The 25,590-nt window shown below is 60.0% G+C and carries 24 protein-coding genes; 15 read left to right on the top strand and 9 right to left on the bottom strand.

Annotation, left to right across the window (positions count from 1 at the left end; genetic code table 11):
* Window positions 1-96: 96 nt before the first annotated feature.
* Complete coding sequence (locus tag ACOYXI_RS20820; RefSeq protein ID WP_461675246.1) at window positions 97-2,031, bottom strand: RecQ family ATP-dependent DNA helicase; 1,935 nt, start codon at window positions 2,029-2,031, stop codon at window positions 97-99.
* A 181-nt stretch (window positions 2,032-2,212) separates the two neighbouring features.
* Window positions 2,213-2,716, bottom strand: a complete 504-nt coding sequence (locus tag ACOYXI_RS20815) for a polysaccharide deacetylase (protein WP_135294748.1) — start codon at window positions 2,714-2,716, stop codon at window positions 2,213-2,215.
* A 302-nt stretch (window positions 2,717-3,018) separates the two neighbouring features.
* On the opposite strand from ACOYXI_RS20815, the gene ACOYXI_RS20810 reads away from it, so the two are divergent.
* From ACOYXI_RS20810 to nadS, 5 genes are all read left to right on the top strand, one after another.
* Complete coding sequence (locus tag ACOYXI_RS20810) at window positions 3,019-3,294, top strand: hypothetical protein (RefSeq protein WP_098966695.1); 276 nt, start codon at window positions 3,019-3,021, stop codon at window positions 3,292-3,294.
* A 92-nt stretch (window positions 3,295-3,386) separates the two neighbouring features.
* Entirely contained in the window at window positions 3,387-4,529 is a 1,143-nt protein-coding gene (locus ACOYXI_RS20805; protein ID WP_461675245.1) for a hypothetical protein, read from the top strand.
* A 342-nt stretch (window positions 4,530-4,871) separates the two neighbouring features.
* On the top strand, window positions 4,872-5,171 hold the full coding sequence (locus ACOYXI_RS20800; protein WP_098966691.1) for a hypothetical protein: 300 nt from the start codon (window positions 4,872-4,874) through the stop codon (window positions 5,169-5,171).
* A 111-nt stretch (window positions 5,172-5,282) separates the two neighbouring features.
* Entirely contained in the window at window positions 5,283-5,597 is a 315-nt protein-coding gene (locus ACOYXI_RS20795; protein WP_011331970.1) for a type II toxin-antitoxin system RelE/ParE family toxin, read from the top strand.
* A 2-nt stretch (window positions 5,598-5,599) separates the two neighbouring features.
* Entirely contained in the window at window positions 5,600-5,887 is a 288-nt protein-coding gene (gene nadS / locus ACOYXI_RS20790; RefSeq protein ID WP_098966690.1) for a NadS family protein, read from the top strand.
* 65 nt (window positions 5,888-5,952) lie between these two features.
* Here the strand turns inward: nadS and ACOYXI_RS20785 are convergent, their stop codons facing one another.
* Together ACOYXI_RS20785 and hslO are read right to left on the bottom strand one after the other, a co-directional pair.
* Window positions 5,953-7,494 (bottom strand): phosphoenolpyruvate carboxykinase, encoded by a 1,542-nt coding sequence (locus ACOYXI_RS20785; RefSeq protein WP_027611209.1) that lies wholly within the window; start codon window positions 7,492-7,494, stop codon window positions 5,953-5,955.
* Between the two features lie 181 nt (window positions 7,495-7,675).
* The gene (hslO, locus tag ACOYXI_RS20780) at window positions 7,676-8,578 is read right to left on the bottom strand and encodes an Hsp33 family molecular chaperone HslO (RefSeq protein ID WP_098966688.1); all 903 of its coding nucleotides are present in this window, start codon (window positions 8,576-8,578) and stop codon (window positions 7,676-7,678) included.
* A 105-nt stretch (window positions 8,579-8,683) separates the two neighbouring features.
* Here hslO and ACOYXI_RS20775 point away from each other — a divergent pair, with 105 nt between their 5' ends.
* On the top strand, window positions 8,684-9,487 hold the full coding sequence (locus ACOYXI_RS20775; RefSeq protein WP_223008839.1) for a phosphatase PAP2 family protein: 804 nt from the start codon (window positions 8,684-8,686) through the stop codon (window positions 9,485-9,487).
* Window positions 9,488-9,653: 166 nt separating this feature from the next.
* Here the strand turns inward: ACOYXI_RS20775 and ACOYXI_RS20770 are convergent, their stop codons facing one another.
* A complete protein-coding gene (locus ACOYXI_RS20770; protein ID WP_098966686.1) occupies window positions 9,654-10,061 on the bottom strand; it encodes an RNA-binding S4 domain-containing protein in 408 nt (135 codons plus the stop codon).
* Window positions 10,062-10,277: 216 nt separating this feature from the next.
* Here ACOYXI_RS20770 and rimB point away from each other — a divergent pair, with 216 nt between their 5' ends.
* Window positions 10,278-10,757, top strand: coding sequence for a retropepsin-like aspartic endopeptidase RimB (rimB, locus tag ACOYXI_RS20765; RefSeq protein ID WP_095137912.1), 480 nt, complete (start codon window positions 10,278-10,280; stop codon window positions 10,755-10,757).
* Complete coding sequence (rimK, locus tag ACOYXI_RS20760) at window positions 10,754-11,659, top strand: 30S ribosomal protein S6--L-glutamate ligase (RefSeq protein ID WP_007949201.1); 906 nt, start codon at window positions 10,754-10,756, stop codon at window positions 11,657-11,659. The genes rimB and rimK overlap by 4 nt, the downstream gene beginning before the upstream one ends.
* A gap of 131 nt (window positions 11,660-11,790) precedes the next feature.
* Here rimK and ACOYXI_RS20755 read toward each other — a convergent pair whose 3' ends face one another.
* Together ACOYXI_RS20755 and ompR are read right to left on the bottom strand one after the other, a co-directional pair.
* Window positions 11,791-13,104 carry an ATP-binding protein gene (locus tag ACOYXI_RS20755; RefSeq protein WP_027611205.1) on the bottom strand — a complete coding sequence of 438 codons (1,314 nt, stop codon included), beginning with the start codon at window positions 13,102-13,104 and terminating at the stop codon, window positions 11,791-11,793.
* A gap of 114 nt (window positions 13,105-13,218) precedes the next feature.
* Complete coding sequence (ompR, locus tag ACOYXI_RS20750; RefSeq protein WP_003220637.1) at window positions 13,219-13,959, bottom strand: osmolarity response regulator transcription factor OmpR; 741 nt, start codon at window positions 13,957-13,959, stop codon at window positions 13,219-13,221.
* Between the two features lie 358 nt (window positions 13,960-14,317).
* Here ompR and ACOYXI_RS20745 point away from each other — a divergent pair, with 358 nt between their 5' ends.
* The 7 genes from ACOYXI_RS20745 to tauD all read left to right on the top strand — a co-directional run bounded on the left by ACOYXI_RS20745 (window position 14,318) and on the right by tauD (window position 22,859).
* Window positions 14,318-16,642, top strand: coding sequence for a Tex family protein (locus ACOYXI_RS20745; RefSeq protein ID WP_098966684.1), 2,325 nt, complete (start codon window positions 14,318-14,320; stop codon window positions 16,640-16,642).
* Window positions 16,642-17,025: a PaaI family thioesterase gene (locus ACOYXI_RS20740; protein WP_134785189.1), complete on the top strand. Its 384-nt coding sequence runs from the start codon at window positions 16,642-16,644 to the stop codon at window positions 17,023-17,025. The genes ACOYXI_RS20745 and ACOYXI_RS20740 overlap by 1 nt, the downstream gene beginning before the upstream one ends.
* A 318-nt stretch (window positions 17,026-17,343) precedes the next feature.
* Window positions 17,344-18,927 (top strand): glutamate--cysteine ligase, encoded by a 1,584-nt coding sequence (gene gshA, locus ACOYXI_RS20735; protein ID WP_461675244.1) that lies wholly within the window; start codon window positions 17,344-17,346, stop codon window positions 18,925-18,927.
* A gap of 330 nt (window positions 18,928-19,257) precedes the next feature.
* Window positions 19,258-20,235 carry a taurine ABC transporter substrate-binding protein gene (gene tauA / locus ACOYXI_RS20730; RefSeq protein ID WP_098966681.1) on the top strand — a complete coding sequence of 326 codons (978 nt, stop codon included), beginning with the start codon at window positions 19,258-19,260 and terminating at the stop codon, window positions 20,233-20,235.
* Between the two features lie 16 nt (window positions 20,236-20,251).
* Complete coding sequence (gene tauB, locus ACOYXI_RS20725; protein WP_123585649.1) at window positions 20,252-21,046, top strand: taurine ABC transporter ATP-binding subunit; 795 nt, start codon at window positions 20,252-20,254, stop codon at window positions 21,044-21,046.
* The gene (tauC, locus tag ACOYXI_RS20720; RefSeq protein ID WP_210556849.1) at window positions 21,043-21,876 is read left to right on the top strand and encodes a taurine ABC transporter permease TauC; all 834 of its coding nucleotides are present in this window, start codon (window positions 21,043-21,045) and stop codon (window positions 21,874-21,876) included. Before tauB ends, tauC begins: the two co-directional genes overlap by 4 nt.
* Before the next feature lie 140 nt (window positions 21,877-22,016).
* Window positions 22,017-22,859, top strand: a complete 843-nt coding sequence (tauD, locus tag ACOYXI_RS20715; protein ID WP_461675243.1) for a taurine dioxygenase — start codon at window positions 22,017-22,019, stop codon at window positions 22,857-22,859.
* A gap of 198 nt (window positions 22,860-23,057) precedes the next feature.
* Here tauD and mgrA read toward each other — a convergent pair whose 3' ends face one another.
* Window positions 23,058-24,095 carry an L-glyceraldehyde 3-phosphate reductase gene (gene mgrA, locus ACOYXI_RS20710; protein ID WP_461675242.1) on the bottom strand — a complete coding sequence of 346 codons (1,038 nt, stop codon included), beginning with the start codon at window positions 24,093-24,095 and terminating at the stop codon, window positions 23,058-23,060.
* 174 nt (window positions 24,096-24,269) lie between these two features.
* A complete protein-coding gene (locus ACOYXI_RS20705) occupies window positions 24,270-25,589 on the bottom strand; it encodes an LLM class flavin-dependent oxidoreductase (protein WP_461675241.1) in 1,320 nt (439 codons plus the stop codon).
* Window position 25,590: the final 1 nt, after the last annotated feature.

The following is a 25,590-nucleotide window of genomic DNA, read 5'->3' as shown; positions in this document are numbered from 1 at the left end:
GCACCGGGCGTTTTTGAAGTTTATTACCGTGATGAGCGACATTCAGCGCATGGATACAGGCCGCCATGGCATCACACGATCCCACAGGGTTTGTATTTACTCGAGCAGATAATTGTCAGCCCAACTGCGGACTTCCGCGTACGGATACTGCTCCAGCGCCGCATACCCCGAGATCGTCCGCGCCTTCAACTTGGTAAACAGCGGCACGCTGATCCCGCACAGAAAACGCGTCAGGCGCTCCGCCGTCGGCACATGGCCGGTGTGCTGTTCGTGCCTGTGGATAAAATCACCGCACAACGCCGCGAAGTTCTTATCCACAAGCGCTGGCAACTCGGGAGGTGCCGGAAGCCGCGCGACATCACCGTGGCACACCGAACAGTGCCCGCAGTGCTCGGGCGCATTGTGGTCGCCGAAGTACTCGGCCAGGCGATAACCCAGGCAGCGCTCAGTGGCGAACAGTTCGAGCATGGCGTGAATCCGCGCGACTTCAGTCTGTTCATGCCGGGTGAAGTACTCGTGCAACTCGGCGCTCAGCACAGCGCTGTCGAAATCGCTGTGCAGCACGTTGTAGACCTCGGTCATCTGCTTGCTCTCAAGCTCGACCCAGCCCTTCTCCTGAAAATAATCCAGCGCCGTCACCACCCGATTGCGTTCAGCCGAATACTGCGTGTACATCGCCTCGAAATTCACCGTGGCCCAGGTACGTGCGCGGCTAGAGGTGTGAATGATGGCCGCGACAAACTCCCTGCGCTCTCCCTCGAAACGCTCAAGCAACGCTTCCGGCTCCAGCAGGTATTTGAAACGGTACTCGGCGTAATAGGCATAGCGCGGAGCAATCAGGCCGCGAAGCTCCATTTGCACCAACAACGTCTTCAGCGGCAGCGTGCGAATGTTGCTCTGATCCGCCAACGGCCCGAGCAGAAACTCCCACTGCCCTTCATCTGCGGCAGCCTGCATTTCCTCCAGCACACAACGAATCCCCTCGCGCTCCGGGGTATCGCCGTAGACGAAGTTTTCCAGTACGTTGAGGCTGTCGCGGTTGGCCAGCACCAGGCAATCCGAAGGCTGTCCGTCCCGTCCGGCGCGACCGATTTCCTGACTGTAGTTCTCGATGGATTTCGGCAGGTCGAAATGCACCACGTTGCGGATGTCGCTTTTATCGATGCCCATACCAAAGGCAATGGTCGCGACAATGCAATTGGACTGTCCGGCCATGAAGCGCTTCTGGATCGCCTCGCGCTGATCGTTGGGTAAACCGGCGTGATAAGCCTCGGCCTGTATGCCGTTGCGCCCCAGATGTTCGGCGATGTGCTCGGCGGTTTTCTGCAGCGTGACGTAGACGATGCTCGGCTGGCTCGCGCGCTCGCTCATCCACTCCACCAGCCGCCGGCGCTTGTCCTGGCCACGCACCGGTTCCACCAGCAGATTGAGGTTGGGGCGATAGAAACCGGTGGTCACCACATCTTCGGCGGCGATGGCGAATTTGGCTTGCATGTCGGCGATGACTTTCGGCGTCGCCGTGGCCGTCAGCAGCAGGGTTTGCGGGATGTTGAACTGGCGTTGATAGTCCGGCAGTTTCAGGTAGTCGGGGCGGAAGTTGTGGCCCCACTCCGAGATGCAGTGCGCCTCGTCAATCACCAGCAGCGAGATCGGCACCTGCTGCAAAAAATTGCGAAAACGCTCGTTCTTCAGGCGCTCCACCGAGATCATCAGGATCTTCAATTTACCCGAACGGGCGCGGGCCATCACATCATTGGCGTCATCGCGGCTTTGTGCCGAATCGATGCTGCCGGCACTGATGCCGTGACGCTTGAGGAATGCCAGTTGATCCTGCATCAACGCCAACAGTGGCGAGACCACCAGGGTCAGATGTGGCAGCAACAGTGCCGGTATTTGATAGCACAGCGACTTGCCAGACCCGGTGGGGAAAATCGCTGCCGCCGAGCGCCCGGCCAGTACCGCGCTGATCGCGGCTTCCTGCCCGGGTCGAAACTGTGGATAACCGAAAACCTGTTCCAGGGTGTTGTGCATGCGCTGTCACTCCGTTGACCGCTGTGATGCCAACAGCCTAGCGGGCGATCGCAGCGAGTCGAGAAAAGGCCGGGGTCAATTCAATACGGGATGATACAGCCAATAGCGCAGACAACTCGGTCCACTGCAGGAGCGAGCCTGCTCGCGAAGGGGCACAAAACAGCGATACAAATTTACCTGTTCAGGGCCGCAAAACCGCCACTCGCAGTTGCTCGTTCAACACCTGCTCATGCACGCCCTGGCTCTTGCTCGCCCACAACGCATGAGCCGGGCTGATGTCACCGGTGAAGGCCGCCGCCAATTGCCGCAGTTCCGCAACACTGCGCACGCGCGGGCAGAACGGCTGCCCGTCACAGTCAACGCTGGCGTTGCGATAGGTGCTCAGCAAACGATCCCACAGACCGTCACGCACCTGCCTGATCGACTTGAGCTGCACATGCGGCACACCCAGTCGCTGCTCCAGCCCTGCCTCGTCCAGCGCTTCACTGGCGAGCAAGGCCCTGCCGAACATCAACACCTCGGCGCGCGAGGCGGTATCGATGCCAGTCTGGCTGGAGAGCGCATCGGGCCAACCGGTGCGTTCGAGGTCGGCAAACATCCAGCCGTTGCCGGCATCAGACGCCATGGCCAAACGGCAACCACTGGCCCACAGCAATAAAATCGAGGCCATACGTAGCCACTGCATACTCAATTCCCTTTAAGCGCGTATCGGACGTTTGGAAACGTCCTACAGATTCTGGCGCGCACCATACATAGATCTGCCAAGAAACGCCTGTGAATCCTGTGGGAAATTTCTGCGCTAGGGGTTTCACCCCGAAAAAACCGCAAAACCTTGTAGGGCATATGCCCGGCCCTCGGAAAATCCCCTACGAACGGCGTCCATTGCGGCGCTCTTGTGAGTGCTCGCCACGCACTTCTATAGTGGCCGGCGCGACTGACCACTGAATCAGCCCCGCCCGAGTGCCTTTGTAAAGGACAAGCCTCACCATGATTACCCGCTATCGCCCTTTGAAGACTTGCTACAACGAAAACCCCGTATTGGTCATCGATACTCACTCCAGCCATCGCGATCTGCTTGATGCCGCTGACCAGCGACTGCGTGCCGCCAGCGATCTGCTGGAAACCCTTTACTGTTTATGTTTCAAACAGGCCGACGTGAAAGATATACCTAACATCGTCAATGCTCTTTATTTATTAGTGCAGGATGGCTGTGACTTGCTCGAAGTAGCAAAACATAAACCCCAACAACCAGACCGACACTGAAAACAACTAAAATCCAGAAACAACAGAATGCTTTAATAAACAGCCAAAAAAGACCTAAGTTGTTGACTCTTACTTTAACCGAGAGCAACACAATGACTGTTTTAACTATTTTTTTTTGCGGAACTGGTTCCAATAAATTCGACGTCACCCACGAAAACTTCTGGAACGGCGAACTGATTTCCACCTTGGCTGCCAATCATACGGGTTACGAGTTTGCCGAGTGGATCGTGGTCGATGGCCCCGGCAGCGGCAACATGCAGGCCGACGATCTATTCACCAAGACCAAGGAATACGGCATGAGCGGCACCTTGTTCGGCAAGGGCTGGGAAGAAAACGTGTTGCACGCGCTCAATATCATCAAGGGCAAGTGCGACTGGCAACGCGAGCAACTGACTGAAGCCGAATACAATCGCCTGAAAGCTGCCGGCATTCCGATCGAAGATGTAAAAGTCGAGGGCTCCTGGTTCTGGCGCAAATATAATTACGGTAATCGCAGCATTACCCAGCAGCAATTACAGGAAGGAATCATCAAAACCCACCGCAAGGATGGTGTTATTCCTACTCAAGTCAATCTCGTCGGTTGGAGCCGGGGCGGCATCAGTTGCCACATGTTGGCCAATGCAATGTTCAAGGACAGTCTGCTGAAAAACATCCCGGTCAATATCTTTGCGCTTGATCCCGTGCCAGGCATTGGTAACTTTCAGGAAGAGCGCGTCAAACTCGCGGGCAATGTCAAAGAGTATGTAGCGTTCTATGCTCGTGACGAACGCTCAAAAGGTTTCAGCTGCGTCATCCCACAGACCGCTACCGGCACTAAAACCTACATCTATCCTATGGCTGGCCGCCACGCCACCATGGCCGGCAATGCCACCAGCAGCGGCGGCGTCCCGACCGGCGCCAGTGATCTGAAAGCGCTGTCCGAGCCCGGACGCATCGTGCGCCACCTCGCCGAAACCTGCCTCAAACGCTGGGGCGTGCAACTGCAAAAAACGTTGAATCTGACCCAGGCCGATCTGGAAAACCTCACCAACGGCATCGCACGCGATGAAGCCAAATACACACTGATGCACAAACATTCCTACACCTACTTCACCGAGCTGGACCAAGGCGAGCGCTACGTTTCGCTGGGCAGCAAAGGTGTACCGTTCACCAGCGTGAAGGGCGAGATCTACAAGCCGGCAACCGGCCTGGCAACCAGCTTGCTGGATATTTCGGCGTATCAGCATTTACGTTGAAAAACGCAGAAAGACCGGTAGGAACGTCCGATGAGATCTTCATCCCGTTCCTACACGCCAAGACTCTTTGTCGCCTATCGCGGCTTGAGATCACAAATCTATAGTCGTGACTGTCGCTGGCAAATCAGCGGCTCGGGCTTGGTCACCCGGTGGGACACATAAATGCGTCCGTTGTATGCTGCCGGCAATTCAAATGTCTGCACGCTTAATGGTGGCTGTGTTTGGGACGCCTTTGAGCGTGCCGGACTTGTGTGTTCCTTCGGTTGACCAACCCGAACACAGTTCGCCTCCCATCGCTTGGTCACGGTGGGATGAATCCTCACGACATTTGGAATACACACTATGAAAGCATGGACCCCGCTTCCCCTCGATCGCTACCGCTCACTCGAATCCAACCTCACCGACACCAAGCCCCTGATCATCGACACAACGGCCAACCCGCAAGACATCCTCGAATGCGCCGTCCAACGCCTGCGCGCCTCCAGCGACCTGCTGAAAACCCTCTACTGCCTCAGCTTCAAACAAGCCGACGTCGAAGACATCCCACACATCACCCACGCCCTCTATCTGCTGACGCAGGATGGCTGTGACCTGCTGCAGGTCGCGCAGCAGCAGATGCTCGGCTGGAAAGCTCCAGTCTAGGGTTGAGTGATCAGATCGTTCCCATGTTCGACATGAGAACGATCACTTACCAGTCATCTACTCAAATCACTTCAGCATTGCTGAAAAGTAAGCCAATGGCGTACATTTACGATGATTTTTATTGAGACTCGGATCTTTACCCGTCGAGTAAAAGAGCTGCTGGATGATGACACGTACGCCGCTTTTCAGAAGCAACTGGTTGTAAGCCCTTCGATTGGCGATGTAATTGAAGGCACAGGCGGGATTCGCAAAACCCGAATTGCAGCGAAAGGACACGGCAAGCGAGGCGGAGCACGTGTTATTTACTACCACTTCGTTTCGGCGTCACAAATCGGGTTATTGATGATCTACCCTAAAAATGAACAACACGATCTGTCCAGCGATGAGCGTAAAGCACTCAAGGTCTTGATCGAAAAATGGAGATGACCATGAGCAAATTTTTTGATGAGCTGATGGAAAGTGTGCAAGAGATGGACGAGATCGTACGAGGCGAGCGCACACCTTCTCGCGAATTCCACGTTGATGCATTGCAGGTCAAAGAAATTCGTAAAGCTACCGGTTTGACCCAGACCAAATTTGCGGCACTGATCGACGTCCAACTCGGCACTCTACGAAATTGGGAACAGGGCCGTCGCGAGCCAACCGGGCCGGCAAAAGCTTTGCTCAAGGCCATTCATAACGACCCGGTTCATGTTTTGAATGCATTGGCTCATTGAGAAAATGAACACCCACAAAAAAGCCGCCCCTAAGAGGCGGCTTTTTTATTCACCAGAACTAAGCCTTACAACTTGGGACCCGCAGCCTTGATCGCGTCGCTCACTTCGAACTTCTTGAAGTTCTCGATGAACAGACCGGCCAGCGCCTTGGCAGCTTCGTCGTACGCAGCCTTGTCAGCCCAGGTGTTGCGTGGGTTGAGCAGGTTGGTTTCAACGCCCGGTACGGCCAGTGGCACGTCGAGGTTGATGGTGTCCAAGTGCTCGGTGGCAGCACCGATCAGCGCGCCGCTCTGGATCGCTGCGATCACCGCACGGGTGGTCGGGATGTTGAAGCGTTTGCCGACGCCGTAGCCACCGCCGGTCCAGCCGGTGTTGACCAGGTAGACCTTGGAGCCGAAGCCGCGGATGCGCTTGATCAGCAGTTCTGCGTATTCGCCAGCCGGACGCGGGAAGAACGGTGCGCCGAAGCAGGTGGAGAAGGTCGACTTGATGCCGCTGCCCGAACCCATTTCAGTCGAGCCCACCAGCGCGGTGTAGCCGGACAGGAAGTGATAGGCCGCTTGTTCTTCATTGAGGATCGACACTGGCGGCAGCACGCCGGTCAGGTCGCAGGTCAGGAAGATCACCGCGTTTGGCTCGCCGCCCAGGTTCTTCTCGGAACGCTTGGCAACGTGCTCCAGCGGGTAGGCCGCGCGGCTGTTCTGGGTCAGGCTGACATCGGCGTAGTCGGCATGCTTGGCGTCGTCGATGACCACGTTTTCCAGGACTGCGCCGTGCTTGATGGCTTTCCAGATGACCGGCTCGTTCTTCTCGGACAGGTCGATGCACTTGGCATAGCAGCCGCCTTCGATGTTGAAGACAACGCCTTCGCCCCAGCCGTGTTCGTCGTCACCGATCAGGTAACGGCTCTCGTCGGCGGACAGGGTGGTTTTACCGGTGCCCGACAGACCGAAGAACAGGGTCACGTCGCCTTCTTCGCCGATGTTGGCAGCGCAGTGCATTGGCAGCACGTCAGCGGCCGGCAGCAGGAAGTTCTGCACGGAGAACATGGCTTTCTTCATCTCACCGGCGTAACGCATGCCGGCGATCAGCACTTTCTTCTGCGCGAAGTTGATGATCACGCAACCGTCGGAGTTGGTGCCGTCACGCTCAGGCACGCACTCGAAGTTGGCCACGTTGAGCACTTGCCACTCGTCACGACCGGCCGGGTTGTACTGGGCCGGGTTGATGAACAGGCAACGACCGAACAGGTTCTGCCAGGCAGTCTGGGTGGTCATTTTCACGGCCAGGTAGTGATCTTCAGCCGCACCTACATGCACGTGGGAAACAAAGTGCTCTTGCGCGTTGTTGAACGCCTCGACACGAGCCCACAGCGCGTCGAACTTGTCGGCCGGGAACTTGCGGTTGATCGGGCCCCAGGCGATAGCGGCCTGGGTGGAAGGCTCTTCAACGATGAAACGATCGACTGGCGAACGGCCGGTGCGATGACCGGTGCGGACTACCAGAGCGCCGGTATCGGCAAGCTCGCCCTCACCGCGTTGCAGGGCTTCTTTAACCAGATCATCAACACTCAGATCGGTGTACACGGCGTTATTGGCTTGCGTCATGAGGTTCCCCGTCGGCCAGTGGCCGAGTGTGCTCCAAACGTTTTGTAGTAGAAAGTCGTGCACTACTACCGCGAAAAAAGTGGGCCGGATTATGCCAGAAAAGCCCAAAAAGAGTAGGGTCCTCCCGTCGTAACGGCGAAATTCCGTCGTTACGCAGTGAATTTACCTGCGCTGAACCGTTTTAGTGCCGGGTATCTGACGGCGTGTCAACGCCTGCGCCAGCGAACAATTGAGCAATATCGGCCGCATCGAACAGGTAACGCTGGTTGCAGAACTGGCAATCGATCTCGACTTCGCCGCCGCGTTCAGCCACCAGTGCCTGCGCATCTTCCAGACCCAGACTGACCAGCGCATTGCCCGAGCGTTCCCGCGAGCAGCTGCAACGGAAGCGCAGGTTCTGCACATCGAACAGGCGCACCTGCTCTTCGTGGTAGAGGCGATGCAGCACGGTTTCGTTGTCCAGGCTGAGCAATTCATCGGCGGTCAGGGTGCTGGCCAGGGCGGTGATGTGCTGCCAGCTTTCGGCGCGCTCTTCTTCGTCTTTCAGGCGGTCGGCCGGCAGTTGCTGCAGTAGCATTCCGCGAGCACGGCGGCCGTCGGCGAACAGCTTGAAGCGGGTGCCGACCTGTTGCGACATGACGAAATAATTGGTGAAGCATTCCGACAGGGTTTCACCATCGAGGTCGACGATACCCTGGTAACGCTGGCCGATCGTCGGGTCGACGGTCAGGGTCAGGTCACCGCCCGGCATCAGGTCGGCAAGCGTGGCATCCGCAGCGATCTGCTCGGCGTTGTATCGCGCCAGACCACGGATCTCGCGCTCGCTGGAGCATTCGATCATCAGCAGCGGAATCGGCCCTTCAGAGCGCGCCTGCAAAATCAGCAAGCCGTCGAACTTCAGGGTGCCCACCAGCAACGAAGCGGCCGCCATCAGTTCGCCCAGCAACTGCGCGACCGGCTCCGGGTACGGGTGCTTGGCGAGGACTTCGGCGTAGCTGCGTTCCAGCGCCACCAGTTCGCCGCGAGTGTCGCTGTCATCGAAGATGAAGCGTTGGGTGTAGTCGGTATCCGGTAGGTCGGTCATAGGTCTGGGTATCTGAATTGATGACAAAAAGGTTACAAAAGATGAAAATCCCGCGCTTTCTTCGCACCTGTTTGGTGCAAAACGTTCAGCCACGGGAGGCATTTTATGAACAATCCGGGTTTGTTCCAATCAAGGTGGAACCTCGGCCGGCTGGTTCTGTGCAACGTCGTGCCATTAGCGCTACTGGCTTTCTGGTTATGGCCTACGGGCCAGATGCTGTGTGTGATTTTCGACGAGTGGCTGTTCCGCTCACTCAATGCACCACTGGCCAGCAACCCCATATGGCTCCACATCTGGGCAATTGCAAGTCTGCGTCCGTTCGACATCGTCGTCGGTCTGATCCTGCTGACGCTGCTGATCAAGGGCGACTGGGTGTTCAAGGCGATTGATGTACGTCGCGCCTTCTTCGGTTTTTTCTCGATTCTGCTGCTGATGGTGGTGATTCGCGCGCTGTTTTCCAAATTCGCCGACTACATGGACTGGCAGCACAGCAGCCCATCGATGGTGCTGGAAGGCGCGGTGCACCTGAGCGACTATTTCCCGCATCTGGAAAAAGCCTGGGAGCTGAAGGATCGCTCGAGCCAGAGCTTCCCTGGTGACCACGCTTCGGTGTTGCTGATCTGGGCGCTGTACATGGGCGTGTTTAGCCGCTCAGTCGGCCAGTTCCTGACAGTCTGGGGCCTGGCGTTACTGTTCATGCTGCCACGTCTGGTGGCCGGCGCGCATTGGGGCCAAGACGATTACATCGGCGGCATGCTGCTGGCGGTGTGGGCGTTGGGCTGGGGTTACTACACGCCGTTTGCCTATCACGCCGCCAACTTCTGGCTGAAGGTGACTGCGCCGATTTTCGCTTTGCTGGGCAAACTGCCGCTGGTTTCGCGGATGAGTGTGGTGTCTGCCGCGAACTGACAGTTTGCACACACCTGTGGTGAGGGAGCTTGCTCCCGCTTGGCTGCGTAGCAGTCACTGAACCAGTCGACTCGGTTGTACTTTGAAATACATGATCGACTGGATTGGGAGTCCTTCGGCCTCCAGCGGGAGCAAGCTTCCTCGCCACAATGGTGCGCCGTGCCGGTCAATCGCTATTACTGTTCCCACGAAATTTAAACAGATCCCGCCGCTGCTTCTTGCTCGGTTTGCCGTCGGTACTCACACCTAACGCCCCGGCCTTGCGCATCGCCGCTGCCGCTTCACGTTTGGCAATACTCGCCTCGGTCTCGGTATACAGCGTCTGCGCTTCGGGCGCGCCGCGACGCACGATCGACAAGGCTTCGACCCTCACTGTGCGCTCTTCAAAACCGGTACGAATCTCGAACTCATCGCCAATGCGTGGCTCTTTGCCAGGCTTGCAGCGGTCGCCTCGGCAATGCACCTTGCCACTCTCGATGGCCGCTTTGGCCAGGGCCCGGGTTTTATAAAAGCGCGCCGCCCACAACCACTTGTCGAGACGGACCTTGTCGTCCTCTTCGCTTTTTTGTGCCATGGAATTTCCTCATTCTGAAATATTGATGAACTGTACTACCGTTTCTGTCGTGCCATGAATGACCCCGTCCCGGATTACAATGCACACCAGCCGACACCTGCTTGAGGGGTCGGCGATCCGGGCCGTAGATATCTGTCGCCTTTTAACCCTTATTCTGCGTGAATACCGCGAATTCGGCCGTACGCGGCCCGAGCGGTTTCTGCCGGTTGAGTACCTTTGAAGACATTTGACCATTTGACCGTTGTCGGTCTGCGCGAGTGGGTGGCGCTCCCTGATCTGGGAGTCGCCGGCCTGCGGGCGAAAATCGACACCGGCGCAAGCACCTCCAGCCTGCATGCCACCGACATCGAGCCATTCGAACGCGACGGCCAGAAGTGGGTGCGTTTCACGGCGCACCTGGGCACGGTGGTGCAGTTGCGTCACCGGCGCTGCGAAGCACCGCTGGTGACGCGCAAAACCATCAAAAGCTCCAACGGCCAGGCGCAGGTGCGCTATGTGATCAGCACCACCCTGGCCCTCGGTGATCGGGTCTGGGCAGTCGAGTTCACCCTCGCCTGCCGCAAGTCCATGCGCTATCGCCTGTTGCTCGGTTCCAAAGCCCTGATCGATGGCCAACTGGTGGTCAATCCGGGCATCAAATATGTACAAGACAAGCCGGTGTTCCCGGTATCTACCTCCTCCACAGGTGTTGCATGAAGATCGCTGTGCTGTCGCGGAATCCGCGTCTGTATTCCACCCGTCGTCTGGTCGAGGCCGGCACCGAGCGCGGGCATGAAATGGTGGTGATCGACACCCTGCGCGCCTACATGAACATCGCCAGCCACAAGCCGCAGATCCACTATCGCGGCAAGCCGCTGGAAGGGTTCGATGCGGTAATCCCGCGGATCGGTGCGTCGGTGACGTTCTACGGTTGCGCCGTGTTGCGCCAGTTCGAAATGATGGGGGTGTTTCCGCTCAACGAATCGGTGGCCATCGCCCGCTCGCGGGACAAATTGCGTTCGCTGCAACTGCTGTCGCGTCGTGGCATCGGCCTGCCGGTCACCGGTTTCGCTCACTCGCCGGATGACATTCCCGACCTGATCGACATGGTCAACGGCGCGCCGCTGGTAATCAAGGTGCTGGAAGGCACCCAAGGCATCGGCGTGGTGCTGTGCGAAACCGCCACGGCTGCCGAATCGGTGATCGAGGCGTTCATGGGCCTGAAGCAGAACATCATGGTCCAGGAATACATCAAGGAAGCCGGCGGTGCCGACATCCGCTGCTTCGTGGTCGGCGACAAGGTGATCGCAGCGATGAAGCGTCAGGCCAAGCCTGGGGAATTCCGCTCCAACCTGCACCGAGGCGGCAGCGCCAGCCTGATCAAGATCACCCCGGAAGAACGCATGACCGCGTTGCGCGCGGCCAAGGTCATGGGGCTGGCCGTGGCGGGTGTGGATATCCTGCGTTCGAACCACGGGCCGCTGGTGATGGAAGTGAACTCGTCGCCGGGCCTGGAAGGGATCGAGACCACCACCGGCAAGAACGTGGCGGGGATCATCATCGAACACCTTGAGAAGAATGGCGGGCCGAACATGACCCGGACCAAAGGCAAAGGTTGATCCGTTGGAAATATGGCGGCTGACAGGCCGCCTTCGCGAGCAAGCCCGCTCCCACATTTTGGAATGCGTTCCCCCTGTGGGAGCGGGCTTGCTCGCGAAGGGGCCATCAGCCCCGCTGAATATCCCGATCGTCAGACCGCATCGCGCGGCAACATCAACCCCAATGGCAACCGCACCCGCGCTTCCAGTCCGCCTCCGGAGCGGTTGCGCAGCTCGACATTGCCGCCATGCATCGAAGCAATCCGCTTCACGATCGCCAACCCCAGCCCGGTACCCTTCCCGCCCCGGGCACGGTCGCCACGGGTGAACGGGTTGAAGATCGCCTCAAGCTCCGACGGATCGATCCCCGCCCCCCGGTCCATCACGCTCAACACCACGTACGGCGCGCTGGTGTCACCGGACACATAAGCCGCGACCTCGACGCCGCTACCGGCATGGTTCAGGGCGTTGCCGATCAGGTTGTTCAGCAGGCGTTTCATCGACACTCGACGCAGCGGAAACGGCTGGATCGGCTCCAGGCGCAAGCGCACCTTCTCTTCGCTCTGGTTGTACGGCGCGGCCACCTCACGCACCAGATCGCTCAGGTCCACTTCCTCCACCGACTCGTCACGACCGTCGCGAATGAACGCGAGGAACTGATCGAGAATCGCGTCCATGTCTTCGATGTCGCGCACCATGTCATCGGTCAGATCGTTGCGATCACCCATCAGCTCCAGCGACAGACGCAAGCGGGTCAGCGGCGTGCGCAAATCATGGGAGACCCCCGCCAGCATCAGCTCACGTTCACGGCCGGCCTGCTCGACGTCTTCGGCCATCTGGTTGAAGGCGCGATACACCTCGGTCATCTCGCTGGGCGTATCGCTGATCGGCAGGCGCACGCTGCGACCCTGACCGAGTTGCCGCGCGGCATATACCAGACGTTTCAATGGCTGGTTGAGCTGGCTGACGAAAATCCACGCCGAGGCGGTGGACAGCAAGCCGATGGCGAGGAACCAGCCGAGCACGTTCCAGATTTTCTGGCCGCGCAATGGATGCGGGTACAGCGGGACTTTCAGCCAACCATCGCCGAGGCTCGGCGCACGCACCCACAGCGCCGGCGGCGAGTGCATGCGCAAGCGCACTTCGGTGTCGGCACCCAGCTCCGCCTGCATCTGCCGCTGATAGATTTCACTGTACGGCCAGTGCTGTTCGCCCTCCGGCACACCAGCGCCGACCACCCGGATCAGGGTCGCGGCATCGGCGATCTTCGCGCGGTTTTCTTCATCAGCCGCCCAATAGGCGCGCAGAGTCAGGGCGACGCCGTGGCTGTATTGGCGATCTACCAGCACGTCCTCGTTCATCAACAGATAAACCAGGGTCAGCGCCTTGGAAAACAGCACGACGATGAGCACCAGCCACAGGGTGCGGGAGAAAAAACTTTGGGGGAACCAGACGGGGGTTTTCATCGATAACCGTTACACACTTGCAGGAGCGAGCCATGCTCGCATATTGCGGATTGCGAGTCTGCGTAGAGGGTCGATCAACCCGATCTGCGCAGACCCGCTCCTACAAATCGCCGATCACTTGGTGGCGGCGCCATCCGGTACGAACACGTAGCCCACGCCCCAGACCGTCTGGATGTAGCGCGGTTTCGACGGATCCGGTTCGATCATCCGGCGCAGACGGGAAATCTGCACGTCGATGGAACGCTCCAGGGCATCCCACTCGCGACCACGGGCCAGGTTCATCAGTTTGTCGCGGGTCAGCGGCTGACGCGCGTTCATTACCAGCGCCTTGAGTACCGCAAACTCACCGGTGGTGAGCATGTGCACTTCTTCGCCACGTTTCAGCTCGCGGGTCGCCAGCGACAGCACGTAATCACCGAAGGTGACGTTTTCGTCTTCGCTGCCCGGCGCGCCCGGCACCGGTGCGGCCTGACGACGCAGAACCGCTTTGACCCGCGCCATCAGCTCGTCCGGGTTGAACGGCTTGGCCAGATAGTCATCGGCGCCCAGTTCCAGGCCCTTGATGCGGCTCATCTCATCGCCCTTGGCGGTGAGCATGATGATCGGAATCTGATTATTCGCCGCCCGCAGGCGACGGCATGCGGTCAGGCCGTCTTCGCCCGGCAGCATCAGGTCGAGGACGACCAGATTGAACACTTCACGCGACAGCAGACGGTCCATTTGCTCGGTGTTCGGTACGGCACGGGCACGGTAGCCCTTGCTGACGAAGAAACGTTCCAGCAGGCTGCTCAGCCCCGGATCGTCGTCAACAATTAGAATTTTTTCGCCTTCAGCATTGTTTGCAGTGCTGCTCATTGGATGCTCCTTTTAGCTCGGCGCGCATTATGGCGTAGCTGCCGTTATACGCACCGTGTGCATTGTTAGCAGATTTTTCCTTCACTGCCAGAAAACCGGGGTTTCTACCTACAGACTGCTACACCCCCGAATGACAGAACGCTGGTTATAATGCGCGGCGTTTTGTGCCAGGCAACGTCTGAATCGTTACCGCAGGTGGCCGCGATATTTTCCGGGCCTGCGCAGTAATTATTCGATTTCACGGGTCAATGGGGTGCCTTTTGACCCAGGCAGCGGCAATTTTCTAGCCGCTCAACCAGACTCCGGGCCTTTATTTCCGTGCCTGCGAGCCTGCTTTCACAATATGTCAGGTGGTTTTATGGACAGCATCAACAGCCGCATCGCCGAGGAACTCGGCGTACGCCCGCAACAGGTCGAAGCGGCCGTCGCGCTACTCGATGAAGGCTCTACCGTTCCCTTCATCGCCCGTTACCGGAAAGAAGTCACCGGCAGCCTCGATGACACCCAGTTGCGTCATCTGGAAGAGCGTCTGCGCTACCTGCGAGAACTCGACGAACGGCGCATCAGTATCCTCGCCAGCATCCAGGAGCAGGGCAAACTCACCCCTGCCCTCGAACGCGACATCAAGCTCGCCGACACCAAGACCCGCCTCGAAGACTTGTACCTGCCGTACAAGCAGAAGCGCCGCACCAAGGGCCAGATTGCCCTGGAAGCCGGCCTCGGCGAGTTGGCCGATGGCCTGTTCAACGACCCGAGCCTGACGCCAGAAACCGAAGCCGCACGCTTCGTCGACGCCGAGAAAGGCGTAGCCGATGTGAAAGCTGCGCTGGAAGGCGCCAAGTACATCCTGATGGAGCGTTTCGCCGAAGACGCCAGCCTGCTGGAAAAGCTGCGCAACTTCCTCAAGCAGGAAGCGACCATCAGCGCCCGCGTGATCGCCGGCAAGGAAGAAGAAGGCGCGAAGTTCCGCGATTACTTTGAACACGACGAGCCGCTGAAAAGCATGCCGTCGCACCGCGCACTCGCGATTTTCCGTGGCCGCAACGAAGGCATCCTCAGCTCCGCGCTGAAAGTCGGCGACGAACTGCCGGGCACCATGCACCCGTGCGAAGGCATGATCGGCCAGCAATTCGGCATCCAGAACCAGAACCGCCCCGCCGACAAATGGCTCGGTGAAGTGGTGCGCTGGACCTGGAAGGTCAAGCTCTACACCCACCTCGAAACCGACCTGCTCGGCGAGCTGCGCGACGGTGCCGAAACCGAGGCGATCAACGTCTTCGCCCACAACCTGCACGACCTGCTGCTGGCCGCGCCGGCCGGCCCGCGCGCCACCCTGGGCCTCGACCCGGGCCTGCGTACCGGCTGCAAAGTCGCGGTAGTCGACTCCACCGGCAAGCTGCTCGATCACGCCACGGTTTACCCGCACGTGCCGCACAACAAGTGGGACCAGACCATCGCCATTCTGGCCGCTCTGTGCGCCAAGCACTCGGTTGACCTGATCGCCATCGGCAACGGCACCGCCAGCCGCGAAACCGACAAACTGGCAATCGAGCTGATCAAAAAGTATCCAGCGATGAAGATGACCAAGGTCATGGTCTCCGAGGCCGGCGCCTCGGTGTACTCGGCGTCGGAACTGGCAGCCAAGGAATTCCCGGACCTGGACGTGTCGATCCGAGGCGCGGTGTCGATTGCTCGCCGCTTGCAGGATCCACTGGCCGAACTGGTGAAGATCGATCCGAAATCCATCGGTGTCGGCCAGTACCAGCACGACGTGTCGCAGCTGAAACTGGCGCGTGGTCTGGATGCGGTGGTCGAGGACTGCGTAAACGCCGTCGGCGTCGATGTAAACACCGCCTCGGTGGCCTTGCTGGCGCGGATCTCCGGCCTCAACGCGACTTTGGCGCAGAACATCGTCGCTCACCGTGACGAGCACGGTGCGTTCAAGACCCGTGCGGCGCTGAAGAAAGTCGCGCGTCTGGGCGAGAAAACTTTCGAACAGGCCGCAGGCTTCCTGCGCGTGATGAATGGCGACAACCCGCTGGATTCTTCCGCTGTTCACCCTGAAGCCTATCCGCTGGTACAGCGCATCGCCGCTGAAACCGACCGCGACATTCGCTCGCTGATCGGCGACGCCGCGTTCCTCAAGCGTCTGGACCCGAAGAAGTTCACCGACGAGACCTTCGGTCTGCCCACCGTCACCGACATTCTGCAAGAACTGGAAAAACCGGGTCGCGACCCGCGTCCGGAGTTCAAGACCGCCGAGTTCCAGGAAGGCGTCGAAGACCTGAAAGACCTGCAACTGGGGATGATCCTCGAAGGCGTCGTCACCAACGTGACCGCGTTCGGCGCGTTCGTCGACATCGGCGTGCATCAGGACGGCCTGGTGCACATCTCGGCGTTGTCGGAGAAGTTCATCAAAGACCCACGCGAAGCGGTGAAGGCCGGTGACGTGGTGAAAGTGAAGGTCATGGAAGTCGACATCCCGCGCAAACGCGTCGGCCTGTCGATGCGCATGAGCGACACCCCGGGCGAGAAAATCGACGGTGCCCGTGGTTCGCGTCCGGGCTCGGCACCGCGCCAGTCGTCCAACAACGCGCCACGCAAGGAAACGGCCACAGCCGCACCGGTGAACAACGCCATGGCTTCGCTGTTCGCCAACGCCAAGCAGTTGAAGAAACGCTGATGGAAGTTCCGGCCGGGCTCGTCGAGAGCGCGTTTTTCAAGCTGTTGGGCTGCCGCCTGCACAGCCTGGAAACCGGGGTGGCGCAAGTCGTCCTGGTGCTGGAACCACAACTGCGCAATCGCGGCGGCAAGTTGCACGGTGGCGCGCTGTTCAGTCTGGTCGATATCGCCATGGGGCTGGCCTGTTCCAGCACCCACGGCTTCGATCAGCAGAGCGCGACCATCGAGTGCAAGATCAACTACATCCGCGCCGTATCCGACGGTGAGGTGCTGTGCACGGCGCGGGTCATCCACCCGGGCCGCCGCACGCTGGTGGTCGAGGCCGACGTGATGCAGGGCGACAAACTGGTCGCAAAAGCGCAAGGCACGTTCGCTGTCCTGTAGATGTTGTTCATCATTTTGAGTTAATTTCGGCGCTGTGATCGCAGCGTCGAGCTTTTCTGTGAGAGCGGGCTTGCTCGCGAAGGGGGCGTGTCAGTGTGCATGGCAGTGACTGATACACCGCATTCGCGAGCAAGCCCGCTCCCACAGGGACCGCATAATCTTCGCGTGCATCTGCCAGATTCAGGGATTGAAGTCGGCGGTTCGAAAGGGGCTTCGTGAGCCCAAAAAACCAGGCGAAAACGCCAGTTTCAACTTCACCCTTGTAGACCGTCCTGCCCACCCCCATATTGGGGCGACTGACGCGTGAAGGAATCCAAATTGAGCGAACTTCTCAACCGCCGCCTGGCTCTGCTCGGCGAGCGCGCCAACCTCTCTCTGCTCGAACAGTGCCTCCACGGTATCGAACGTGAATGCCTGCGCGTGACCAGTGAAGGTCGTCTGGCGCAAACGCCGCACCCGGAAGCCTTGGGTTCCGCGCTGACCAATGAACAGATCACCACCGACTATTCCGAGTCGCTGCTGGAATTCATCACCCCCGCCCTGCCCGATCCGGCCGATACGCTGGCGAGCCTGGACAAGATTCATCGCTTTGCCTACAGCAAGCTCGGCAACGAGTACCTGTGGAGTCCATCGATGCCGTGCCCGTTGCCGGCCGAGGAAGACATCCCGATCGCCTATTACGGCACCTCCAACATCGGTCAGCTCAAGTACGTCTACCGCAAGGGCCTGGCCCTGCGTTACGGCAAGACCATGCAGTGCATCGCCGGGATTCACTACAACTTTTCCCTGCCGGAAAAGCTCTGGCCGCTGCTGCGCGAAGCCGAGGGTTACGTCGGCACCGACCGCGATTTCCAGTCGTCGTCGTACATCGCGCTGATCCGCAACTTCCGCCGCTACAGCTGGCTGCTGATGTACCTGTTCGGGGCTTCGCCGGCGCTGGATGCCGGTTTCCTCCGTGGGCGCTCGCATCAACTGGAACAGCTCGATCCGGATACTTTGTATCTGCCGTACGCCACCAGCCTGCGCATGAGCGACCTTGGTTACCAAAGCAACGCCCAGGCCGGCCTGACGCCTTGCTACAACGATCTGGCGAGCTACACCGACAGCCTGCGCAAGGCCGTGGCCACGCCGTACGCGCCGTACGTTGAGGTCGGCACGCACAAGGATGGCGAGTGGGTACAGCTCAACACCAACATCCTGCAGATCGAAAACGAGTACTACTCCAACATCCGTCCGAAACGCGTGACCTACACCGGCGAACGGCCGATCCAGGCCCTGATGGCCCGTGGCATTCAGTACGTCGAAGTGCGCTGCCTGGACATCAACCCGTTCCTGCCGATGGGCATCGACGTCACCGAATCGCGCTTCCTCGACGCGTTCCTGCTGTATTGCGCGCTGAACGACAGTCCGCTGCTGACCAACACTTCGTGCGGCAATGCCACTTCGAACTTCCTCAGCGTGGTCAAGGAAGGTCGCCGTCCGGGCCTGCAATTGCAGCGCGACGGTGAAGCGGTCGAATTGAAGGTTTGGGCAGCCGAGCTGCTGGAAAAAATCGCACCGCTGGCGGCATTGCTCGATCAGAGCCATGGCGGCGACGCACACAGCAAGGCGCTGGACGCGCAACTGGCCAAGGTCAAGGATTCGTCCCTGACCCCTTCGGCTCAAGTGCTGGCGACCATGGCCGAGCACAAGGAAAGCTTCGCGCAATTCTCCCTGCGCCAGAGTCAGGCGCATGCCGAGTTCTTCCGCAGCGAGCCATTGGCGGCGGATGAACAGGCGAAGTTTGAGGAGCTGGCGCGTTCTTCGCTGGCGCAACAGGCGGAGCTGGAGCAGAACGAGGTCGGTGATTTCGACGTGTTTGTCGGGTCGTATCAGGCGAGCATTCTGGCGATCAGTAATTAAAAGCCCCTCACCCTAACCCTCTCCCGGAGGGAGAGGGGACTGATTCAGGTGCTCTTGAGATTGACGCCGACCTGAAATATCCAGCCGAACTCAGGCCTTGAAAAGCATAAAGATCGGCTCCCTTTCCCCCTCGCCCCCTTGGGAGAGAGGGTTGGGGTGAGGGGGCAAAGACCTAACGTCTGACACAAGATCCGAAGTATCCACAATCCCTCACGCCTTAGATTTTTCCGCTCATAAGCTAAGTCTAAAAAGTTATTTATTTTTAGATTCTTAGATCATTTAGTCTCCCTTCACGCCGATCGTCGGTCGCCTGATTTGGAGCACTCCCCCATGAAACTGAATTTCCCGCTTCGCCTGCTGGCCGTGGCCTCGTTGGCTGCTGCGAGCTTTCTGGCGCAGGCCGCCGACCTTACCGTCGCCTACCAGACCACCGTTGACCCGGCGAAAGTCGCCCAGGCCGACGGCGCTTACGAAAAAGCCACCAAGGCCGACATCAGCTGGCGCAAGTTCGACAACGGCGCCGACATCATCGCCGCCATCGCGTCCGGTGACGTGCAGATCGGCTACCTCGGTTCCAGCCCGCTGACCGCTGCGATCACCCGCAAGGTTCCGGTGGAAACCTTTCTCATCGCCACCCAGATCGGCGCCGCCGAAGCACTGGTCGCTCGCGACGGTTCCGGGATCAAGACCCCGCAGGATCTGGTCGGCAAGAAAATCGCCGTGCCGTTCGTGTCCACCGGTCACTACAGCCTGCTCGCGGCGTTGAAGCACTGGAACATCGATCCGTCGAAAGTCACCGTGCTCAACCTCGCCCCGCCAGCAATCATCGCCGCCTGGAAACGCGGTGACATCGACGCGACTTACGTGTGGGATCCGGCCCTCGGTGTGGCCAAGGAAAACGGCAAAGTGTTGATCACCTCCGGGGAACTGGCCAAGTTCGGCGCGCCGACCTTCGATGCCTGGATCGTGCGCAAGGACTTCGCCGAGAAGCACCCGGAAATCGTCACCGCGTTCGCCAAGGTCACCCTCGACGCCTACGCCGACTACCGCAAGGATCCACAAGCCTGGCTCGCCGATCAGTCCCACGTCGACAAGCTGGTGAAGCTCTCCGGAGCCAAGGCCAGCGACATTCCATTGCTGCTGCAAGGCAACGTCTACCCGCTGGCGGCTGATCAGGTGATCACACTCGGCGCGCCGACCACCAAAGCCATCACCGACACCGCCGCGTTCCTCAAGGAGCAAGGCAAGGTCGAAGCCGTACTGCCGGACTACGCGCCGTACGTCAGCGCCAAATACATCACTAACTGATCGGGAGTTAATTGCGATGGCCTTGCTACAGCTGGAGCGCATCAGCGCACAGTACCCGGGCAGCCCGGAACCGGTGCTGGCGGACATTTCCCTGACCCTCGGGCCTCAGCAATTGCTGGTCGCCCTCGGCCCGTCCGGCAGTGGCAAGACTTCGCTGTTGAACCTGATTGCCGGCTTCGTCGAACCCAGCGCCGGGCGCATCACCCTCGACGGCGTGCCGGTCAAAGGCCCGAGCGCCGAACGTGGCGTGGTGTTTCAGGATGACGCCCTGCTGCCCTGGCAGGATGTGTTGGCTAACGTGGCTTTCGGTCTGGAGCTGGCGGGTGTCGCCAAAGACAAACGTGAAAAGATCGCCCGGGAAATGCTCGCACTGGTTGATCTCTCGGGGTTCGAAAGCCGCCGCATCTGGCAACTCTCCGGAGGCCAGAAACAGCGCGTCGGCCTGGCCCGCGCCCTCGCCGCCGACCCGCGCGTGCTGCTGATGGACGAACCTTTCGGCGCCCTCGACGCATTCACCCGCGAGCAGATGCAGGAACTGTTGCTGCAAGTCTGGCAGCGCACCGCCAAACCGGTGTTCCTGATTACCCACGACATCGAAGAAGCGGTGTTCCTCGCCACTGACCTGATTCTGTTGGCACCGAATCCGGGGCAGATTGTCGAGCGTCTGCATCTGGATTTCGGTCAACGCTACGCTGCCGGTGAGTCGGCGCGGGCGATCAAATCCGACCCGCGTTTTATCGAAACCCGCGAGCACGTGCTGAGCAAAGTGTTCTCGCAACGCAGCGCCGTACAACGGCAGGAGCGCGCATGAGCAGTTACGACGTTTCCGCCCCGGTAGTGAAAACCCCATCGGTGGCGATACCGCAGCGCCGCAACCTCAGTACGCGGTGGATCAGCCTGCTGACCCTGTTCGCCTTGCTGGTGATCTGGTGGGCCGTGACTGCCACCGGTTTGATCGAACCGCTGTTCCTGCCGCCACCGTCCGCCGTGCTGCAAAAAGGCTGGTTGCTGGCGACCACCGGTTACATGGATTCAACTCTGTGGCAGCACCTGGGCGCGAGCCTGAGCCGCATCGGTCTGGGCCTCGGTTTCGCGATTTTGACCGCGGTGCCGGTGGGCATCGCCATCGGCGCCAACCGTATTGCCCGTGGTGTGCTTGATCCGTTGATCGAGTTCTACCGGCCGATTCCGCCATTGGCTTATCTGCCGCTGATCGTGATCTGGTGTGGCATCGGCGAGTTGTCGAAAGTGCTGCTGATCTACTTGGCGATTTTCGCGCCGATCGCCATCGCTACCGCGACCGGCGTGCGCACCGTTGACCCGGCGAAATTGCGCGCTGCGCAGTCGCTCGGTGCCACTCGCGCACAACTGATCCGCCATGTGATTTTGCCCAGCGCCCTGCCGGACATTCTCACTGGTGTGCGCATTGGTCTGGGTGTTGGCTGGTCGACCCTGGTCGCCGCCGAACTGATCGCCGCCACCAGCGGTTTGGGGTTCATGGTGCAGTCGGCTGCGCAATTTCTGGTCACCGATGTGGTGGTGCTGGGGATTCTGGTGATCGCCCTGATCGCCTTCGCCATGGAAATGGGCCTGCGTGCCCTGCAGCGCAAACTGGTGCCGTGGCACGGCCAGGCGCATTGAATACTTGCCATCCAAAACCTGTGGGAGCGGGCTTGCTCGCGAATGCGGTGTATCAGTCACAGAAATGTCTTCTGACACACCGCATTCGCGAGCAAGCCCGCTCCACCAAAAGCTCAAAACCCGAATTCCAGAGACCCACCATGAGCAGCCTGACCATCACCCCATTAAGCTCGGCCCTCGGCGCGCAGATCAGCGGCGTCGACGTCAGCCAGCCGTTGAACCTGGAACAGCGCAATGCCATCGAGCAGGCGTTGCTCAAGTATCAGGTGCTGTTCTTCCGCAACCAGCCGATCGAGCCTTCGCAACAGGCACGTTTCGCCGCGTACTTCGGCGACCTGCACATCCATCCGATTTACCCGAACGTGCCGGAGCAGCCCGAAGTGCTGATCCTCGACACCGCCGTCACCGACGTGCGCGACAACGCGATCTGGCACACCGACGTGACCTTCCTGCCAACGCCGGCGATGGGCGCAGTGCTCAGCGCCAAACTGCTGCCAGAGTTCGGCGGCGATACGTTGTGGGCCAGCGGGATTGCCGCCTACGAAGCACTGTCGGCGCCGATGAAAACCTTGCTCGAAGGGTTGACTGCAACTCACGATTTCACTCGCTCGTTTCCGCTGGAGCGCTACGGCAACACGCCGCAAGCACTGGCACAGTGGGAAGAGGCAAGACGCAAGAACCCACCGTTGTCACACCCGGTAATCCGCTCCCATCCGGTCAGCGGACGGCGCTCGTTGTTCGTCAACGAAGGCTTCACCTCGAAGATCAACGAACTGTCGGACACCGAGAGCGAAGCGATTCTGAAATTCCTGTTCGCTCATGCGACCCGACCGGAATTCACCATTCGCTGGCGCTGGCAGCGGGACGACATCGCATTCTGGGACAACCGCGTGACCCAACATTACGCGGTGGATGATTACCGTCCGGCACGGCGGGTGATGCAGCGGGCTACGGTGTTGGGGGATGTGCCGTTTTTTCGCTGAGCGTTGAAGGCCAAAAGCCCCTCACCCTAACCCTCTCCCGGAGGGAGAGGGGACTGATTGGGGGATGCATCAGAAGTACGCCAACCTGATCAATCTGTGCTGAATCCATAATCGACCCGGTTTCTCAGGTCGATTTACGACGCAAGACACCTCGGTCGGCTCCCTCTCCCTCCGGGAGAGGGTTGGGGTGAGGGTGACTCACTCCGCCGTCGAAGGCTTCTCCCAAAGATTGATCCCGCCCTCCTGGGCAAACCGGTCGATCTCCGCCAGTTCCTCAGCACTGAAACTCAGATTCTTCAACGCCCCGACGTTCTCGACGATCTGCTCCGGCCGGCTCGAGCCGATCAGCGCCGAGGTCACTCGCGGATCACGCAGGGTCCAGGCCAGTGCCAGTTGCGCCAGGCTCTGGCCGCGACGTTTGGCGATCTCGTTCAACGCGCGCACGTGGGCAATGTTGGCCTCGGACAAGTGCGAAGCCTGCAGCGAACCGCCACCCGGGCGATTGACCCGCGCATCCGCCGGCACGCCGTTGAGGTACTTGTCGGTCAGCAGACCTTGCGCCAACGGGGTGAAGGCGATGACGCCAGTACCGAGCTCATCGGTGGTGTCGAGCAGGTCTTTTTCCACCCAGCGATTGAGCAGGTTGTACGCCGGCTGATGAATCAGCAGCGGCACTTTCCATTCCTTGAGCAGCGCAGCGATCTCGCGGGTTTTCACCCCGGAGTACGACGAGATGCCGATGTACAGCGCCTTGCCCTGTTGCACGGCGGTGGCGAGGGCGCTGGCGGTTTCTTCCAGCGGGGTGTCCGGGTCGAAGCGGTGCGAATAGAAGATATCCACATAGTCCAGACCGAGGCGCTGCAGGCTCTGGTCGAGGCTGGCCAGCACGTATTTGCGCGAGCCGCCGCCCTGGCCGTACGGGCCGGGCCACATATCCCAACCGGCCTTGCTCGAAATGATCAGCTCATCGCGGTACTGCTTGAAGTCTTCGCGCAGCAGGCGACCGAAATTGATCTCGGCGCTGCCGTACGGCGGGCCGTAATTGTTGGCCAGGTCGAAGTGGTTGATCCCCAGATCGAACGCGGTGCGCAGCAGGGCGCGCTGGGTGTCGATCGGCGTGCTGTCGCCGAAGTTGTGCCACAGGCCCAGCGACAGCGCCGGCAGCACCAGACCGCTGCGGCCGACGCGGCGGTAAGGAATGGAGTCGTAGCGGTTTTCGGCAGCGGTGTAAGTCATCGAATCCTCTCTTGTTTGATTAACAGCAAATTGAGGGTGAATTTCAACTTTGTGGTGAGGGGATTTATCCCCGATGGACGGCGTAGCCGTCCCAAAAAAAATCGCGAATTTGAATGCAGATTTAGGGGTGGCTTTCGCCACCCATCGGGGATAAATCCCCTCACCACAGGGTGTTTACACAAATCTGTTTTGCGGTCGGGCCAGGCCCAGGTTTTCGCGCAAGGTCCGGCCCTCATACTCGGTTCTGAACAGCCCGCGCCGCTGCAGTTCCGGAACCACGCCATGGGCGAAGTCTTCGAGCCCGCCCGGCAGGTGCGGCACCAGCACGTTGAAGCCATCCGCCGCGCCCTGTTCGAACCACTCCTGCAAGCGATCGGCGATCTGCGCCGGTGTGCCGACCAGGCTGTAATGCCCGCGCCCACCGGCAATCCTGCGGCCCAATTCGGCGAGGGTCAGATTCTCCCGCCCCGCCAGTTCAGTCAGCAATTTCTGCCGGCTCTGCTGACCGCTGTCGGTCAATGGCAACTCTGGCAGCGGGCCGTCCAGCGGGTACTTCGACAAGTCGAAGTTGCCCAGCATACGCCCAAGCAACGCCACGCCAACCTCCGGTTCGACCAATTGCTGAAACGTTTCACATTTTTCCTGCGCTTCGGTTTCTGTCTGCCCGACGACGACAAACACCCCGGGCATGATTTTCAGCGAGTCGGCACTGCGCCCGTACTTGGCCAGACGCCCCTTGAGGTCGGCGTAGAACGCCTGCGCGCCCGATAGCGAAGTCTGCGCGGTGAACACCACCTCAGCGGTCTGTGCCGCCAGTTCACGCCCGGTCTCCGATGAACCGGCCTGCACGATCACCGGTTGTCCCTGCGGCGAGCGCGCCACGTTCAGCGGGCCTTTCACCCGAAAATGCTCGCCGACGTGATCCAGCACATGCAGCTTCGCCGGGTCGTAATACGCGCCACTGGCCTTGTCGCGGACAAAGGCATCGTCCTCCCAACTGTCCCACAGCCCGGCGACCACCTGATGAAACTCGCGGGCGCGGCTGTAGCGTTCGGCGTGACCGATGTGCTCGTCGCGACCGAAATTCAGCGCTTCGGCGGCGTTGTCCGAGGTCACCAGATTCCACCCCGCACGCCCGCCCGACAGATGATCGAGCGAGGCGAATTTGCGCGCCACGTGGTACGGCTCGTTGTAGCTGGTGGTCGCCGTGGCGATCAGGCCGATGTGCTCGGTCACCGCGCTCAGGGCCGAGAGCAAGGTCAGCGGTTCGAAGTGATCGGAGCGCGCCATGCGGCTGGCGATGTCCTGCGTCGGCGCGGCCACACTGTCGGCGACGAACAGCGTGTCGAACTTCGCCGCCTCGGCAATCTGCGCCAGACGCTTGTAGTGGGCGAAATCCAGCCCGGCATTCGCCGGTACCTGCGGGTGCCGCCACGCGGCGACGTGGTGCCCGGTGGCCATGAGAAAGGCGCCGAGTTTCAGCTGTCTGCTCATC

The sequence above is a fragment of the Pseudomonas sp. G3-19 genome (assembly GCF_054855875.1).
Note: the sequence above shows the minus strand (reverse complement) of the source record. Positions and strands in the feature narration are given on the sequence as shown.